Genomic DNA, 16,232 nt, shown 5'->3' on the forward strand with positions numbered 1-16,232 from the left:
TTGCTGGAGGGCTTATATTCTAACTTAAGTTCATTGTTAGACCGAAACCTAATTAACCACCGAAGTCATCAAGTAGGATGTTTTCGTCTTCCACACCTAAGTCTTTAAGCATGTTAATAACTGCCGCGTTCATCATTGGAGGACCACACATGTAGAACTCACAATCTTCTGGCGCTTCATGGTCTTTAAGATAGTTTTCAAAAAGTACGTTATGAATGAAGCCCGTGTAACCTTCCCAGTTATCCTCTGGTTGAGGATCTGAAAGGGCAACATGCCATTGGAAGTTATCATTTTCTTCAGCTAGACCGTCAAAGTCTTCCACGTAGAACATTTCACGCTTAGAACGTGCACCGTACCAGAAAGACATCTTACGCTTAGAGTTAAGACGCTTAAGCTGATCGAAAATGTGTGAACGCATTGGCGCCATACCAGCACCACCACCAACAAATACCATTTCTGCATCAGTGTCTTTCGCGAAGAATTCACCAAATGGACCAGAAATAGTAACCTTATCACCTTCTTTAAGTGACCAGATGTATGATGACATCTTACCACAAGGTAATGTTAGGTTATTTGGCGGCGGAGTTGCGATACGTACGTTTAGCATGATGATGCCAAACTCTTCTGGGTAGTTAGCCATTGAGTACGCACGGATCGTTTCGTCGTCAACTTTAGACTCTAGCTTAAAGAAACCAAAACGTTCCCAGTCAGCACGATATTCTTCAGGAATATCATAGTCTGCATATTTAACATGGTGAGCTGGTGCTTCAATCTGAATGTAACCACCGGCACGGAAAGGTACAACTTCACCTTCAGGGATGCCTAGTTTTAGCTCCTTGATGAAAGTTGCTTTGTTATCGTTAGAGATAACAGTACATTCCCACTTTTTAACACCGAAGATTGATTCTTCAACTTCGATTTCCATGTCGTTTTTAACGTTAACCTGACACGCTAGACGACAGCCTTCACGTGCTTCACCTTTAGAGATGTGGTCAAGTTCGGTTGGTAGAATATCACCACCACCCTCTTTAATATGTACGCGACACTGACCACACGAGCCACCGCCACCACATGCAGACGATACGAAAATACCCGCGTTTGCAAGTGCACCTAGTAGCTTACCGCCAGCAGGAGTCTTGATCGCTTTTTCAGGATCGCCGTTAATATCAATTGTCACGTCACCGCTTGCTACAAGCTTCGATTTCGCTGCAATGATGATAAGCACTAACATCACAACGATAGCGATGAACATGCTTACGCCTAATACAATAGTTTCCATCGTATAGTTTCCTCGCTACCTTACAGTGAAATACCAGAGAATGACATGAAGCCAAAGCCCATTAGACCTACAGTAACAAAGGTAATACCTAAGCCACGTAAACCATCAGGAACGTCTGCATACTTCATCTTCTCACGAATACCTGCTAACAATACGATAGCAAGTGCCCAGCCCACACCTGAACCTAGACCATAAACTACAGATTCACCGAAGTTTAAGTTACGCTCAACCATGAATGATACCGCACCGAAAATCGCACAGTTAACTGTGATTAGCGGTAGGAAGATACCTAGTGCGTTATATAGCGCAGGGAAGAACTTGTCCAATGTCATTTCTAGAATTTGCACAAGCGCTGCGATTACACCGATAAACGTCAAGAAGCGTAGGAAGCTAAGATCCACTTCAGGGAAGCCTAACCATTCCAATGCGCCCGGCGCTAGCACTGCATGATAAACCAAGTTGTTTACTGGTACAGAGATACCAAGAACTACAACTACCGCAATACCTAGACCTAGCGACGTTGTTACTTTCTTAGATACCGCCAAGAAAGTACACATACCTAAGAAGAAAGACAAAGCTAAGTTTTCAATGAAAACTGCTTTTATAAATAAATTGATATATTGTTCCATCTCTCTCCCCTTATGCCTTCGCTTCTACTTGCTCTTTCTTCCAAGTACGTAGTGCCCAAATAAATGCACCTACGATGAAGAACGAACTGAATGGCATAACTAGTAGACCCATAGGCTGATACCAACCACCTTCAGAGATAAGTGGTAAGATTTCAACGCCAAACAATGTACCCGCACCGAATAGCTCACGGATAAAGCCAACTGTTAGAAGTACAACAGAGTAACCTAAGCCGTTACCAATACCGTCAAGGAACGACATTGTTGGTGGTGACTTCATTGCGTATGCTTCTGCACGACCCATTACGATACAGTTAGTAATGATAAGGCCGATGAACGTTGATAGTTCTTTTGCTGTTGAGTAAACAACCGCTTGAAGCACTTGGTCTACAACGATTACTAATGATGCAATAATCGTCATTTGTACAATGATACGCACACTTGAAGGAATGTGGTTACGGATCATTGAGATAAATAAACTTGAAAACGCAGTAACCAATGTCAACGCGATTGACATGATAAGTGCATTTTTAAGGCTTGAAGTTACCGCTAGTGCAGAACAGATCCCCAACACTTGCAGTGCAATCGGGTTGTTTGCAAAAACAGGACCAAACAAGACTTCCTTCATTTCTTTTGCATTAGCCATTAGTTCAATGCTCCTTTACGTACTTTCGCAAGGAATGGACCAAACGCTTTGTCGCTTGTCCAAAAATCAACTGTGTGATCAACACCGTTAGAAGTAAGTGTTGCACCAGATAGACCGTCTACCTTGTGTTCGTTACCGCCAGCACTACCTTTAACTACATCGATAGGAAGCTCTTTACCTTCCCAAAGTGCAGTCCACTTAGGGTTTTGGATTTCGCCACCAAGACCTGGAGTTTCGCTGTGCTTATAAAAGTTGATTGACTTAATCGTCTCACCATCAGCTTCTAGCGCAAGGAAGCCATACATCACACCCCAAAGGCCATAACCTTGGATTGGTAGAATGATAGTAGACACTTTACCTTGGTCATCTTTTGCAAAATAAACTGGAGAGTTATTTGTGATACGTTGAATACCCGCTTTGTCTTCTGCTTTTGAAAGCTTGTAGCTACGTTTGGCATCAAACTTAGTCGCTTCAAAGTCAAAAGTTTCCGCTTTAACGTCTTCTACAAACTCACCTGTTTTAAGACTAACAACACGTGATTCGATATTTTGGTTAAAAACTTCAGATACGTTTTTAACTTTATCGTAGCCAGCAACGGCTAAAATGTTACGTTGAATATCTTCGTTTTTGTTTGCTTGTTGCATAGGGCGAAGCTGAACCGAAGCAAAAGATACTACGATTGCACACACTAAACATAAGCCAACAACTACGCCAAGCGTTTTGCCCATTGATTCATTATTAGTTGACACGTGCCAATCTCCTCTTCACATTAGACTGCACTACGAAGTGGTCGAATAGTGGAGCAAAAAGGTTAGCGAATAGGATTGCCAACATCATGCCCTCTGGGTATGCCGGGTTAACAACACGGATAAGCACAACCATTACACCGATTAGCGCACCGTATAACCACTTACCTTTGTCTGTGAAAGACGCAGATACAGGGTCTGTTGCCATAAAGAACATACCAAATGCAAAACCACCAAGTACTAAGTGCCAATGCCAAGGCATAGCAAACGCAGCATTTGTTTCAGAGCCAATTGCATTTAGAACGAATGACATTACAACCATACCAATGAATGTACCTAGTACGATGCGCCATGAAGCGATACGAACATAAACCAGGAACAAACCACCAAGTAAGATTGCTAGTGTTGATGTCTCACCTACAGAGCCTTGGATAAAGCCATAAAACGCATTAAACCAAAGGTCCATATTGCTGTAGTCTAGTGAACCTGCAGTTGCTTGACCTAGGTAAGTTGCACCAGAGAACGAATCAACAGCTGTCCACACTGTGTCACCAGAAATGTCAGCAGGGTATGCGAAGAATAAGAACGCACGGCCTGCAAGTGCTGGGTTTAAGAAGTTACGACCAGTACCGCCGAAGATTTCCTTCGCGATTACAACACCAAACGTAATACCTAAAGCAGCTTGCCATAAAGGAATTGTCGCAGGCAGGATAAGCGCAAATAATACCGAAGTTACGAAGAAACCTTCATTTACTTCATGCTTACGAACTGATGCGAATAACACTTCCCAGAAGCCACCAACCGCGAACACGGTAGCGTAAATAGGCAAGAAGAAACACGCACCGTAGAACGTTTTGGCGCCCCAACCTGCATCAGCAGTTAATTCACCACCAAGCGCTTGGAAGATAGCTACCTGCCAAGTATTAGCAAGCTCAAAACCGTTACCTAGTGCAAGCGCAGCTTGGTGACCGATGTTGAACATACCAAAGAACATTGCTGGGAACGTCGCCATCCACACTAAAATCATAATACGTTTTAGGTCGATATTATCGCGAACGTGCGTTGCACCTTTGTTTACATAACCAGGAGTATAGAAGATAGTTGCTACGGCTTCGTAAAGCGCGTACCACTTCTCGTGTTTACCACCAGGTTCAAAGTGAGGTTCAATGTCTTCTAAAAATTTCTTTAAGGCCATTTTTAACCTTCCTTCTCGATAGTAGTCAGGCAATCGCGTAGGATTGAACCGTACTCATATTTGCCCGGACATACGTAAGTACATAGTGCTAAATCTTCTTCATCTAGCTCTAGTGCACCCAACGAAATCGCAGAATCTAGATCACGTGAAATAAGATCACGTAATAATAGCGTTGGCAAAATATCGAGTGGCATAACACGCTCATAGTTACCGATTGGTACCATCGCACGCTTAGAACCACCAGTAGACGTTGTCATCTTGAACAAACGGCTAGGTGTTAAGTGTGAAATGAATGTACGTGTTACGGAGAATTTGTCACTACCAGGAGCGATCCAGCCAAATAGCTCTTTCTCGCGACCTTCAAGTAAAACTGATACTTGAGTATGGTAACGACCAAGGTAAGCGTGAGGGCCAGTTGCTGTTTTACCAGCTAACACAGAGCCAGAAATGACTCGGTTATCACCGTCTTCAAGCTCGCCTGCAACTAAATCTGTTAGCGACGCACCGACATGAGTTTTTACTAAGCGAGGGTTCTTAACTCGAGGACCTGCTAGAGCAATAACTCTGTCTGAGTAGATTTCACCTGTCAGGAACAACTTACCAAACGCGATGACATCTTGGTAACCAATGTGCCAAACTTGCTTGTTTGTACCTACAGAATCTAGGAAGTGAATGTGAGTACCCACGTTACCTGCTGGGTGCACACCTGCAAACTCATGAACTTCTACTTGTGAGATAGAAGAACTAGGTACGTTAGCACCCGCTTTCTTACACACAAATACTTTGCCTTCAGTCAAACGAGATACAACCGCTAGACCCGCTTCAAACGCTTCCACGTTTTCTGCGATGATAACAGCAGGATCTGCTGCTAACGGATTAGTATCTGTTGCTGTCACAAAGATTGAGCTAGGTGTTGCACTCGGCACAGCGACACGGCTGAATGGACGTGCACGAAGCGCTGGCCACTGACCAGACTCGATTAGCACTTCCTTCACTTTTTCAGAGTCTAAGTTGCTTAAATCAGCAGCTGAAAACTTCTCGAAAGTGATTTGCTCGTCGCCTTGAACTTCGATCACAACGGATTGAAGTACACGCTTAGCACCACGGTTAATTTCTTTAACTACACCAGAAGCTGGCGCAGTAAACTTGACGCCTGGGTTCTTTTTATCTTCAAAAAGAACTTGGCCTTTTTTGACTTGGTCATCCACACGAATATGCATGGTAGGACGCATACCGATGAATTCTTCACCTAGCACAGCTACTCGTTTGACGGCAGAACCATCATGAATAACTTGCTGAGGTGCGCCCTCTATTGGTAAGTCCAGACCTTTTTTTATGTTGATCATACGCACTTGCATTACATTAACGGAAAGAAACTGAAAATATCTTTAGTCACCACAGCGCCACCTCGTTTGTACTAAGTATTAGGTATAAAGAGCAGAAAGTTATGAGTCCGGATAGGGTTCCCAAACAAGCCCCTTTAAAATACCCCTCAACGCGCACAAAAAAGCAGCGTCGTGATAAAAGTCCTCACATATTTCTCTGATTTTAACATTAATCGTACTGAGTATGCGAGTGGAATTATGAAATTAATACGACTTTAACGTGGATTTAGATTAGTTGAAAAATCCATCACTGGAGGGAGTATAGACCAAAGTTGCATAGATAAAATTTTTCTTACCCTAATCTACAAAATAAGTAAAAATTCACGGTCAAACAAAAACGGGCAAAGTACCAAGTAGCACTTTGCCCGCAAAATCAAAAACAGTGAGATCAAAAACCGTGAAATTAAACTAGGTGACTAATTTCTACCGTTGCATCCACATCAGCTTCGTAATCTACGCCGTCAACTCCGAAGCCGAATAGCTTCAAGAATTCGTTGTGATAACCAACATAATCCGTCAATTCATCAATTGTATCAGTATCAACAGTATCCCAAATAGTTTGCACACGAGCTTGAACGCCGTCTTCTAGTTCCTTATAGTTTTGGAACAAGTGACCGCCATCATCAAAGCGTGGCGATTGACCATATAGATTTTCAGTAAACAGCCCATGAATTTGCTCGATTGTCCCTTCATAAGTTCCATCACCTTTCATCACTTTAAATAGTGCAGAGATATAAAGAGGCATAATTGGAATAGCAGAGCTTGCCTGCGTCACTACTGCATTCAGTGAAGACACATAAGCTTCGCCTTTAATATCAGCAGTGGTTTCGCGAATTGCCAGCGTCGCACGATCCAAGTCTTCTTTTGCTTTACCAATCGTTGCGTGGCCGTATATTGGCCAAGTCAACTCTTTACCAATATAAGTGTATGCCGTTGTTTTGAAACCATCAGCCAGTACATCTGCTTGCTTAAGCGCATCAATCCAAAGTTCCCAGTCTTCACCACCCATCACTTTCACCGTATTGGCGATTTCGTCTTCGTTAGCAGCTTCAACTGTCATTTCATCAATGACGCGCTTAGAAGTATTCAGGTTTTTAGTTGTGATAGCTGAGCCAATTGGCTTAAGTGTTGAAGAATAAACTTCATCAGATTTAGGGTCTTTACGACGAGGAGACGCAAGGCTATATACCACTAAATCTACTTTACCCAATTCAGCTTTGATGGTGTCGATGGTTTTTTGCTTCAACTCATCAGAAAATGCATCGCCATTGATATTTTTCGACCACAAACCCGCTTCTTCTGCAGCTTGTTGGAAGGCAGCCGTATTATACCAACCCGCTGACGCGGTTTTCTTCTCTGAGCCTTCTTTTTCAAAGAAGATACCTAACGTTTTCGCACCGGCACCAAATGCAGCCGTGATACGCGATGCCAAGCCATAACCTGTCGATGCACCAATTACTAATACATTTTTAGGACCATTTTCGATTTGGCCTTGTTGTTTTACGTATTCAATCTGTTCTTGAACGTGTGCAGCACAGCCTACTGGATGCGCATTAGTACAAATAAATCCGCGAATTTTTGGTTTGATGACCATAAGAGATCCTATCCATTGATTTGATACAAAATAAAAGTGAGATTGGTCTCACTTTATTAAAATTACTGCGTAGTGTACTGGCAGATATGTAAAACACACATCTGATCAGCTATCAAACTTAGAACCACCCAAACATTTTGGTGACTCTGGCGTCTGACCTTCTTTGTCTGAAAACTCTTCTGGTGTATAGGCATGAATGGCCAAAGCGTGAATATGGTTTTGCAGCTCATCTTTTAGCACTTCATTGATCTTTCGATGACGCTGCAGCAGCCGCTGACCGATAAATTGTTCGCTTACAACAATGACTTTAAAATGAGACTCTTCGCCACGGCTGTGCATATGGCTTTCATTGATAACGTTCAGATGCTTGCACGCAACGGCTTCAGCTATTTTGTCATAAATCTGTGATTGCATTGACATTATACTTTGTCTCCTAGAGCAATTCGTGACGCTACTATACGCCGTTCAGCGCGTATTTCCAACACTTCGAAAAGTGAGATTAATACGCCCCTGAGTCACCTTGGCCTGCTTTGGCAAAGCATGTTGATAGTCGCGCTGGCTATCACCTTGCATTACCAATAAGCTGCCTGTTTCCAATAGAATATCAGTTACAGAGTGACTTACTTTGTGGCGTATTTTAAATTTACGGGTCGCGCCAAGCGACAGTGAAGCAATTATGGGCGTCAAACCGAGTTCAGGTTCATCATCACTGTGCCAGCCCATACTGTCTTGACCGTCACGATAAAAATTAGCCAATACTGCATTAAAAGGCATATTAAATCTGCGTTCTAGCGTTTGTCTGATCCCCAGCAATACCGAAGGCCAAGGAGCATTTTCAAGTCGCTTTCCAGAATAACTGTAATGCACGTCAGGGTCGGCAATAAATCGTTCAAGTCGAGGCGTTTGATGGGTCTTACCAAATAAGGTGATGGTATTTTGCTGCCACGCAAGGCTATTCAGTAGTACATTATATAGCGCTAGACTTTTATCGAAGCTAATAGCCTGTGCTTGATAGCTAAAACCGCACGGCAAGTTCCGTGCTTTGTCTACTGCTCTCATGTTAAACTACCCGCTGCTTTTATTTATAGAACATTCACATGACGACTGATGCAATTCTAGCCGGAAACCCTTTTACGCTACATAGGTTTCCACTCGATCAAAAAAATCGTAGCTTACAAGCTTGGGATTCAGCCGACGAATACCTGTTAGATTATGTCTTTGAACATCACCGCGATGCAAATCGTATTCTCATTCTCAACGATAGTTTTGGCGCATTATGCTGTGCACTTGCTGACAAGCACTGTACGGTAGTGACCGACTCTTATGTGAGTACCCTCGCCTATGAGTATAATTTAGAGGCCAACGAACTTGCGGACGCTAAGGTTGATGTACTCACTAGCATGGATGAGCTGCCAAAGGATATCGATCTGATATTAATAAAAATTCCCAAAAACTCAGGGCTATTGCAAGCGCAACTTGCACAGTTAAGTAAATTGACTATAGACATTCCCGTCATTGCGGCTGGCAAAGCAAAAGAAATTCACACCTCAACATTAAAAAGCTTTAGCCACTTTTTGACGGAGCCAACGACTAGCTTAGCGGTAAAAAAATCGCGTTTGGTGTTCAGCAAGACGTCAGCCAAAGCCATTGATAGTAAATTCCCTGTGTCTTGGCCGCTGGAAAAAACCGATTTTACCTTGTCGAATGAAGCAAATGTTTTCTCACGAGATTCTCTTGATATAGGCGCACGCTTTTTTATCAATTACCTCCCTATGGGGAAAAAGCCATTGAAGGTCATTGATCTTGGCTGCGGTAATGGTGTCATCGGATTGATGACGCTCGCAAAAATGCCAAATGCCACCGTCACCTTTATCGACGAGTCCGCGATGGCGGTGCATAGCGCGGAGCAAAATGTCGTGGATAACCTACCCGAGCGTGTCGCTGATTGTCAGTTCGTTCAAAACGACTGCCTTACGGGTTTTGAAAATTACGGTGCGGATCTGATACTGTGTAACCCACCATTCCATCAGGCCAACGCAATCACCGATCACATTGCTTGGCAGATGTTTTTACAAGCTAAGGCTGCGCTTCGCCAAGGGGGAGAGTTAAGAATTATCGGTAACCGCCACTTGGAATACGACGACAAACTCAAGCGTTTGTTCGGTAACAGCAAGACACTAGGCAACAACAAAAAATTCACTGTTTTAAGTGCAATAAAGAGGAGCTAACTTCATGCGTTTTTCATTGCTGATTATTTTGCTAACCTTGATACTCGTGGGCTGTGAAAGCTCACCACGCAGTGTCATTCTTCATCCGGAGTATCAAGGACCTTCGTCAAACGCGCTTGCCGCCAACGTGGCGGTCAAAGTAAACGATCTACGAACCACAAAATACACCATTCGCGTGAAAAACCAAGAGCCCGCACTTTACGTACCTGATGCTAATTTACCAGTTAATTTCAATCAGGTATTAACGCAAGCACTCACCGCACATGGCGCGCAAATAACACCGGTCGCTGCTGCGCAAATCACTGTGAATATCAATCGCTTTAAAGCCATTATTGATGAATCTTTCTCGACTCATCAAAGTGATGCTGAAGCTGACGTCACCGTACTGATAAAGCAAGGCGCTCGCAGTTTCGAAAAGCAATATAAAGGTAGTGCTAATTTAAATGGCCCACTAAAACACGACCAAGCCAAAGTCGAAGAGCAGCTCAACAACCTAGCTCAACAGGTTGTTACTCGAATCGTTCAAGATCCTGAATTTATTCAATTTGTGAGAGGAAGTTAATGAAAAAAATAATTCTAAGCTTAACCGTCCTATTATTAAGTATGAATGTATTTGCCGAAATGAACGGTAAATTCGTACAAAAGAATAATCTATTCCCTCGAGTTCAGATCAATACCAGTAAAGGGCCGATTATTGTCGAACTAGACAGATCGAGAGCGCCTATCACAGTAAATAACTTTTTAACTTACGTTATCAATAAAGACTATAACGGCTCTGTCTTTCATCGAGTTGAGCGTGATGAAGCCAACGAAAAAGACTTTGTTATCCAAGGTGGAGGTTACGACAAAGAGTACGATGGTATGTTTGAGCGCGAAGCTATCTTCAATGAAAGCGGTAATGGTTTGAAAAATGATATGTATACCATTGCCATGGCCTACCAAGACAACAAACCACACTCAGGTACCAGACAGTTTTTCTTTAATATGGATGACAACGATCACTTGAACCCGGGTAGAGGCTGGGGTTTTGCCGTGTTCGGAAACGTCTCTGAAGGCTATGAAACACTGGACGCAATTATGAAGGTGGAAACCGGCTACAATGAAAAGCTTGGCTATACCTTTATACCCAAAGAGCCCGTCATTATTCTTTCAGTCGAAGTATTAAAGCAGCCAGAGTAATACCCTTTTATGTTGATATCATCTAGCTTTTCGCAATATCTTGGTTATTACAAAGACAAACATCTATTAACTGTCTTTGCTTTTGGAATAAGTAGCGGTTTTCCTTGGGTATTGATTGGCTCGGTGATGTCAGCTTGGCTTAAAGATGAAGGGTTAAGCCGTAGCACCATTGGCCTATTTGGCTTAGTATATGGCGCCTATACAATTAACTTTTTGTGGTCCCCACTCGTTGACCGCATAAAAATTCCCCTGCTGTATAATCGCTTAGGGCAAAGACGAAGCTGGATAGCAAGTTGCCAGTTTATTATTATTGTTGCCACCTTTGCATTAGCCACTATTTCAATTAAAGACCATCTTTCGCATGCTGCATTATTGTGCTTTATTATTGCGTTATTTTCAGCTACCCAAGATATTGCAATAGATGCTTATCGCATCGACATTTTACCAGAAGACGAAAGTGAAAAGGCAACAGCAGCGGCAGCGATGGCGACTTCAGGTTGGTGGTCTGGCTATGCCTTACTCGGTGCAATTCCGTTCTTTATGGCTGATTTACCCGGCTTTAGTTGGCCCATTATCTATCAGATGCTAAGCGTCATCGTAGTGTGTTTATTAGTTGTCACTTTGTTGGCAAAAGAACCAAAGTCTCATCGCGAGCAAGTACAGGCACAGCTACAGAAGAGTTACGAGCAAAAACTTAACCACAGCGCTTCATCAAATGCTTCTAAAAAGATCTATGCCTGGCTTGCCGTGACTCTGGTTGAACCCTTTAAGCGATTTTTTGAAAAAAATGGGGTTAAAACGGCATGCGCCCTACTCGCCTTTATTTTCCTATTTAAGATAGGAGAGGCCTTTTTAGCCCGTATGTCCATCGTATTTTATAAAGAAGTCGGTTTTACAAACACCCAAATTGGGCAATATTCAAAGCTTGGTACCGGTGTGATCACTATCGTATTTGCTTTTCTTGGCAGTATCTTTAACCATAAATACGGTATCGTGAAGGGCCTATTTGTTAGTGGTGTTGCAATGGCCGCATCAAATTTAATGTTTTCTTGGATTGCGATTGCAGGCCCTAAAGAACATCTATACGCGCTAGCAATTGTGGTGGACGGCTTTACCCAAGCTTGGTCACTGGTAGCAATGGTGGCGTTTATTTCTATGCTTTGTGATAGAGCGTTTAGCGCAACCCACTATGCCTTACTTGCATCACTTGGTAGCTTAGGCCGTACCGTGCTATCAGGCTATAGTGGTTTTGTGATAGATGATTTGCTTGGAGGTAATTGGGCACTCTTCTTCGCGCTAACTGCGCTTATGGTGCTTCCGTCATTATTGTTTTTATATTTAATTCGGCACAAGCTTTATGCTATTGAAAAGGCGTATCATGCTAACAAAAGCTAGAGGTGCAGGTCCTTGCACCTTTTACGTTCTTGCTAACTAAACACTTATTGATCTTCTTTGATTAGCTGTAAGCCTTCATAAGGATCAACTTCTAACACTTCGCAGTAACGTAAAAACTCAATGACATCCAATCGACGCTCTTGGTTTTCAATTTTACCGATGAATGAATGAGGCGTACCTAACACCTGCGCAAGACTACGCATTGTGTGACCTTTCTCGTGGCGCTTTGATTTTAGCCACTTCGTTAGTTTGCCGTTTTCTTCAGAAGAAACCGTTTTACCCATCATAATTAAACATCTCCTACTAGATGAAAGACTAAATTATCTAAATGAAATATGCCCGTCTCATTTAGTTATTATCTAAATATTACAGTTGTAGCTTATCGAGGAACTCTACAATGCAAAATGTTAAGCCTGTATGAACTCAGCATTTTGTCTTTAGAACTCGATCAAGCTTACAGTTTACCCCGAATGCGGTACAACTTACCAGCTAGCTGCGATAAGTTATACCAAACCAGTAACACGTAGACAAAATGTTAACTTGTCCCTATGTACCCAATTAGGTATAGACTAAAACACGAGTAACACCTAATTAATTTTTTACTTTTTCTTAATTCATTAAGGGTTGTAATATCCAGTAACACTTTAACAAATTTTTTAAAAAATGTACCAGTATTTGAAATAAATTATTTTTCTTTAAAAAATAAAAACTTACAGCTAACATTTACTAAGTGGTTAAAAAAGAGGCTATTACTAGATGATTCGATTACTGTTTTTACTGCCAATTCTATTGTGCTTAGGCTGGATTTACTTCCTTCGTTCTAACGGCGTGCCGCTTAAGCAAGGGAAAAAAGGCTTTATCTACATCTTAGTATTTTCATCTTTTGTTTTAGGCTTTTTTGTCTTAATGATGTATTTAACAGGTAGTTTGTGACGAATAAAGCAAATTGAGTTGTGATGGGTAGAAACAAAAAGAGCCATGACAAACGCATGACTCTTTAGTGGAACGTAGTGCGAATAAAGTCTAGACGCTGAAACTTGCGCCACAGCCACAAGTGGTTGTTGCATTGGGATTGTTCACAAAGAAACGTGCGCCCTCAAGCCCTTCAGTATAATCCACGATGCCGTCGATTAAATACTGAATACTCATAGGATCGACAACCATAGTGACACCGTTTTTTACGATTTCCAAATCACCTGGATTTACTTTTTCATCGAAAGTGAAACCATATTGAAAGCCTGAGCAACCGCCACCCGTTACATACACGCGTAGCTTAAGATTGGCATTCTCTTCTTCTTCAATAAGTTCCTTTACGCGGCTTGCGGCAGCGTCAGAAAACTGAATTGGTAATTGTTCAGACATAGATTTAGACCCCTAATCCTGTAATCTGCAAATTATCTAATACCTGAGTATTTTAATCAAGTATAGCGTTTGTACCAATTATCTTTGATAAATGATCTATTTTTGGAGGAAAGAACTCGCCGTTCACCTGTCAAAAGGTTTCTATTTATTTTTTGTCATAGAGAGATTTTTAACTCTGCACCTAACCTGCTATTGAATGTATATTGATATAAATTGGTATCTATATGCTAAACCAAAGGAAATAAGACTATTGCCTCAGTTAAGTTGCGTTAGCACAAGGACTTAGTGTAAAAAATTTGATATTCTTAAACGGTTTACTATTGTGGAATGACGTTCATGTCGTTGGATACATTAAGACGAAGCCTTGCAAAACCTAAAACTTCAGCGCAACTGTGCCTACTTGGTGCCGGTGCTGGCCTGCTTGCGGCGATACTTATCATTGCTTTTCGTCTTACTATTGAATTAATCCAAGGCACATTTCTCGATAAACCTGATGACTTTACCGAGCTTTCTGAGCTACATCGGCTATTTTTGCCTGTGCTTGCTGCGCTACTCATCGCGGTCTTTGCCGCCTTAACCGGGTTTAAGCATTACCGTTTGGGCATTCCATATGTGATCAACCGGATCAAACACCACTACGGTCATATGCCAATTTGGAATTCTGCGAACCAGTTTTTTGGTGGTGCCGTTGCTTTGATCAGTGGTTTCTCTGTTGGTCGAGAAGGACCATCTGTACACATGGGGGCAACAGCAGCGAGCATTCTATCAGAGCGTTTACATCTACCACTCAATGCCGCGCGAACTTTGGCCGGTTGCGGTGTAGCTGCAGGTATTGCTGCCTCATTTAACACTCCGCTCGCGGCGGTGATATTCGTTATGGAAGTCGTGCTCAGGGAGTATAAAATCCACATTTTCGTGCCCGTGATGTTAGCCTCAGTGATCGGTGCAATGAGCACGCAATATGTGTTTGGTAATAGTTCCGAGCTAGCGCTCATTCATATTACTCCGTTGAGTTTTTGGCATTACCCTTATTTAATTATTTGTGGTGCAGCATTAGGAGCGGTTGCATTTGCCTTTAATCAAAATCTAATGCTGATCATCAAAACTTTTAAGCCCATCAGTATGTTCCCTCGCCTTTTATTAGCGGGTTTAATTGCGGGATTAATTGGCTACGCCGTACCGGGAGCCATGGGTTCAGGTATGAGCGCTATCACCCAAGCCGTTGAATCTCCACATAACTTACAGCTACTCACCACAATATTGATTGCTAAGCTGATGGCGACTTTATTTGCGATTGGACTTGGTATTCCCGGTGGTATTATTGGTCCAGTGATTGGGCTTGGGGTTATCATGGGCACCTTGATGTCTTTCTTTGCCCAGTTTATTGAACCCAGCGTCGATGTTGCAGGAACTTATGGTGTACTCGGTATGGCAGGCTTACTTGCGGCGACTTTGCACGCCCCGCTTGCTGCACTCACAGCGGTAATGGAGCTGACTTCCAATCCAAAAATAATCGTTCCAGCTATGCTGGTGATCACCACAGCTTACGTTACGGCTTTACAGGCGTTTGGCAACCGCTCTATTTTTATCCAACAACTAGATTTCCAAGGGCTGCCTTACCAAGTATCCCCGGCAAAAGAGGCATTACAGAAAGTAGGAATAGTAGCCGAGATGGATGAGAATTTTAAACTGCTCTATTCCGATGACAAAGAGCAGATAAAGGAAACCCTATCCGCGGTTGATAGCCAAACACCGCTCATTGTTTATGATGAACAAAGCGGCTACCGCTTAGCCGAATACGATTTAAACTTAATCTCCGAGGGCAGCGTATCGGTCTCTTATATCGAGCTACAAGGGCTAAGCACACAAGCGACCTTAGCAGACGCCTTTGATGTGCTAAAAGATAAACGTTCAGGCGCAGTGTATATCTACAACCAAAAGGATGAAAAACAAATACTTGGGTTATTGCGATGGGACCAAATTCGTCACATACTCACCACCAGAAACAGTTTACTCTAATCTAAAAAGTGGAATTTATAATGAGCTTATTGCTAACGTATAAAGCCTTACATATCTTTTTTATGATTGCCTGGTTTGCAGGGATTTTTTATCTACCACGTCTCTTTGTTTACCACGCGATGACTGAAGAAAAATCTTGTGGCTCAATGCTCAAAATCATGGAGCGCCGTCTGCTCTTTTTTGTAACCCCATTTGCTATTCTCACCGCTGTGTTTGGGGTCTTAACGATTACAGAATACGGACGTGAGTGGTTTAAGCACAGTATGTGGCTACACTATAAACTGACTTTAGTGATTTTACTCTATATGTATCATGGTTATTGCTTTAAATTACTTGCCGACTTCAAACATGATCGCAATCGTAAAAGCGACAAGTTCTATCGTTTTTTCAACGAATTTCCCGTACTAATTCTATTAGCCATTGTCTTTCTTGCCGCTTTAAAACCTGCACTGTAACCGTGCATTATTGGGGGTACTTGGGTATAATATGCGCCCAAGTAACCGCCCACAATCTGCGTGTTATCTGGTTGGGTGAGCGACCTTGCAACCCGGTAGTCAATTTGTCTTTAGGAATCGCCA

The 16,232-nt window shown here is 42.4% G+C and carries 17 protein-coding genes; 6 read left to right on the forward strand and 11 right to left on the reverse strand.

Annotated features, from left to right (window positions below; translation table 11 throughout):
* Window positions 1–52 precede the first annotated feature (52 nt).
* The 9 genes from nqrF to PPIS_RS10370 all read right to left on the reverse strand — a co-directional run bounded on the left by nqrF (window position 53) and on the right by PPIS_RS10370 (window position 8,530).
* Window positions 53–1,279 (reverse strand): NADH:ubiquinone reductase (Na(+)-transporting) subunit F, encoded by a 1,227-nt coding sequence (gene nqrF / locus PPIS_RS10330; protein ID WP_010372196.1) that lies wholly within the window; start codon window positions 1,277–1,279, stop codon window positions 53–55.
* A 20-nt stretch (window positions 1,280–1,299) separates the two neighbouring features.
* Window positions 1,300–1,908, reverse strand: coding sequence for an NADH:ubiquinone reductase (Na(+)-transporting) subunit E (gene nqrE, locus PPIS_RS10335; RefSeq protein WP_010372198.1), 609 nt, complete (start codon window positions 1,906–1,908; stop codon window positions 1,300–1,302).
* Between the two features lie 10 nt (window positions 1,909–1,918).
* Window positions 1,919–2,551 (reverse strand): NADH:ubiquinone reductase (Na(+)-transporting) subunit D, encoded by a 633-nt coding sequence (locus PPIS_RS10340; protein WP_010372200.1) that lies wholly within the window; start codon window positions 2,549–2,551, stop codon window positions 1,919–1,921.
* Complete coding sequence (locus tag PPIS_RS10345; protein ID WP_010372202.1) at window positions 2,551–3,300, reverse strand: Na(+)-translocating NADH-quinone reductase subunit C; 750 nt, start codon at window positions 3,298–3,300, stop codon at window positions 2,551–2,553. The genes PPIS_RS10340 and PPIS_RS10345 overlap by 1 nt, the downstream gene beginning before the upstream one ends.
* Window positions 3,290–4,492 (reverse strand): NADH:ubiquinone reductase (Na(+)-transporting) subunit B, encoded by a 1,203-nt coding sequence (locus tag PPIS_RS10350; protein WP_010372204.1) that lies wholly within the window; start codon window positions 4,490–4,492, stop codon window positions 3,290–3,292. The genes PPIS_RS10345 and PPIS_RS10350 overlap by 11 nt, the downstream gene beginning before the upstream one ends.
* A 2-nt stretch (window positions 4,493–4,494) precedes the next feature.
* Entirely contained in the window at window positions 4,495–5,838 is a 1,344-nt protein-coding gene (locus PPIS_RS10355; RefSeq protein ID WP_010372207.1) for a Na(+)-translocating NADH-quinone reductase subunit A, read from the reverse strand.
* 442 nt (window positions 5,839–6,280) lie between these two features.
* Window positions 6,281–7,471, reverse strand: coding sequence for an enoyl-ACP reductase FabV (gene fabV, locus PPIS_RS10360; RefSeq protein WP_010372210.1), 1,191 nt, complete (start codon window positions 7,469–7,471; stop codon window positions 6,281–6,283).
* 105 nt (window positions 7,472–7,576) lie between these two features.
* Window positions 7,577–7,891, reverse strand: a complete 315-nt coding sequence (locus PPIS_RS10365; RefSeq protein ID WP_010372214.1) for a BolA family protein — start codon at window positions 7,889–7,891, stop codon at window positions 7,577–7,579.
* A 45-nt stretch (window positions 7,892–7,936) separates the two neighbouring features.
* The gene (locus tag PPIS_RS10370) at window positions 7,937–8,530 is read right to left on the reverse strand and encodes an alpha-ketoglutarate-dependent dioxygenase AlkB family protein (RefSeq protein ID WP_010372217.1); all 594 of its coding nucleotides are present in this window, start codon (window positions 8,528–8,530) and stop codon (window positions 7,937–7,939) included.
* Between the two features lie 38 nt (window positions 8,531–8,568).
* Here PPIS_RS10370 and PPIS_RS10375 point away from each other — a divergent pair, with 38 nt between their 5' ends.
* From PPIS_RS10375 to PPIS_RS10390, 4 genes are read left to right on the forward strand one after another with little or no spacing between them, the layout of a single operon-like run.
* Window positions 8,569–9,699, forward strand: coding sequence for a methyltransferase (locus tag PPIS_RS10375; RefSeq protein ID WP_010372220.1), 1,131 nt, complete (start codon window positions 8,569–8,571; stop codon window positions 9,697–9,699).
* 4 nt (window positions 9,700–9,703) lie between these two features.
* Window positions 9,704–10,261 carry a YajG family lipoprotein gene (locus tag PPIS_RS10380; RefSeq protein WP_010372222.1) on the forward strand — a complete coding sequence of 186 codons (558 nt, stop codon included), beginning with the start codon at window positions 9,704–9,706 and terminating at the stop codon, window positions 10,259–10,261.
* Window positions 10,261–10,878, forward strand: coding sequence for a peptidylprolyl isomerase (locus PPIS_RS10385; RefSeq protein WP_010372225.1), 618 nt, complete (start codon window positions 10,261–10,263; stop codon window positions 10,876–10,878). The genes PPIS_RS10380 and PPIS_RS10385 overlap by 1 nt, the downstream gene beginning before the upstream one ends.
* 9 nt (window positions 10,879–10,887) lie before the next feature.
* Window positions 10,888–12,273 (forward strand): AmpG family muropeptide MFS transporter, encoded by a 1,386-nt coding sequence (locus PPIS_RS10390; RefSeq protein ID WP_010372227.1) that lies wholly within the window; start codon window positions 10,888–10,890, stop codon window positions 12,271–12,273.
* 44 nt (window positions 12,274–12,317) lie between these two features.
* On the opposite strand, the gene PPIS_RS10395 is transcribed toward PPIS_RS10390, so the two are convergent.
* Entirely contained in the window at window positions 12,318–12,560 is a 243-nt protein-coding gene (locus PPIS_RS10395; RefSeq protein WP_010372230.1) for a helix-turn-helix domain-containing protein, read from the reverse strand.
* A 736-nt stretch (window positions 12,561–13,296) separates the two neighbouring features.
* A complete protein-coding gene (gene erpA / locus PPIS_RS10400; protein WP_010372235.1) occupies window positions 13,297–13,635 on the reverse strand; it encodes an iron-sulfur cluster insertion protein ErpA in 339 nt (112 codons plus the stop codon).
* 336 nt (window positions 13,636–13,971) lie between these two features.
* On the opposite strand from erpA, the gene PPIS_RS10405 reads away from it, so the two are divergent.
* Together PPIS_RS10405 and PPIS_RS10410 are read left to right on the forward strand one after the other, a co-directional pair.
* Window positions 13,972–15,654 carry a chloride channel protein gene (locus PPIS_RS10405; RefSeq protein ID WP_010372240.1) on the forward strand — a complete coding sequence of 561 codons (1,683 nt, stop codon included), beginning with the start codon at window positions 13,972–13,974 and terminating at the stop codon, window positions 15,652–15,654.
* Window positions 15,655–15,674: 20 nt separating this feature from the next.
* Window positions 15,675–16,109, forward strand: coding sequence for a CopD family protein (locus PPIS_RS10410; protein WP_010372243.1), 435 nt, complete (start codon window positions 15,675–15,677; stop codon window positions 16,107–16,109).
* Window positions 16,110–16,232: the final 123 nt, after the last annotated feature.

It is taken from the genome of Pseudoalteromonas piscicida, from assembly GCF_000238315.3.
Lineage (GTDB): Bacteria > Pseudomonadota > Gammaproteobacteria > Enterobacterales > Alteromonadaceae > Pseudoalteromonas > Pseudoalteromonas piscicida.

Bases quoted from the DNA above. Each gene is read 5' to 3' on its own strand.
- nqrF (WP_010372196.1), bottom strand. From the start codon at position 1,279: ATGGAAACTATTGTATTAGGCGTAAGCATGTTCATCGCTATCGTTGTG.
- nqrE (WP_010372198.1), bottom strand. From the start codon at position 1,908: ATGGAACAATATATCAATTTATTTATAAAAGCAGTTTTCATTGAAAAC.
- PPIS_RS10340 (WP_010372200.1), bottom strand. From the start codon at position 2,551: ATGGCTAATGCAAAAGAAATGAAGGAAGTCTTGTTTGGTCCTGTTTTT.
- PPIS_RS10350 (WP_010372204.1), bottom strand. From the start codon at position 4,492: ATGGCCTTAAAGAAATTTTTAGAAGACATTGAACCTCACTTTGAACCT.
- PPIS_RS10355 (WP_010372207.1), bottom strand. From the start codon at position 5,838: ATGATCAACATAAAAAAAGGTCTGGACTTACCAATAGAGGGCGCACCT.
- fabV (WP_010372210.1), bottom strand. From the start codon at position 7,471: ATGGTCATCAAACCAAAAATTCGCGGATTTATTTGTACTAATGCGCAT.
- PPIS_RS10365 (WP_010372214.1), bottom strand. From the start codon at position 7,891: ATGTCAATGCAATCACAGATTTATGACAAAATAGCTGAAGCCGTTGCG.
- PPIS_RS10370 (WP_010372217.1), bottom strand. From the start codon at position 8,530: ATGAGAGCAGTAGACAAAGCACGGAACTTGCCGTGCGGTTTTAGCTAT.
- PPIS_RS10375 (WP_010372220.1), top strand. From the start codon at position 8,569: ATGACGACTGATGCAATTCTAGCCGGAAACCCTTTTACGCTACATAGG.
- PPIS_RS10380 (WP_010372222.1), top strand. From the start codon at position 9,704: ATGCGTTTTTCATTGCTGATTATTTTGCTAACCTTGATACTCGTGGGC.
- PPIS_RS10385 (WP_010372225.1), top strand. From the start codon at position 10,261: ATGAAAAAAATAATTCTAAGCTTAACCGTCCTATTATTAAGTATGAAT.
- PPIS_RS10390 (WP_010372227.1), top strand. From the start codon at position 10,888: ATGTTGATATCATCTAGCTTTTCGCAATATCTTGGTTATTACAAAGAC.
- PPIS_RS10395 (WP_010372230.1), bottom strand. From the start codon at position 12,560: ATGATGGGTAAAACGGTTTCTTCTGAAGAAAACGGCAAACTAACGAAG.
- erpA (WP_010372235.1), bottom strand. From the start codon at position 13,635: ATGTCTGAACAATTACCAATTCAGTTTTCTGACGCTGCCGCAAGCCGC.
- PPIS_RS10405 (WP_010372240.1), top strand. From the start codon at position 13,972: ATGTCGTTGGATACATTAAGACGAAGCCTTGCAAAACCTAAAACTTCA.
- PPIS_RS10410 (WP_010372243.1), top strand. From the start codon at position 15,675: ATGAGCTTATTGCTAACGTATAAAGCCTTACATATCTTTTTTATGATT.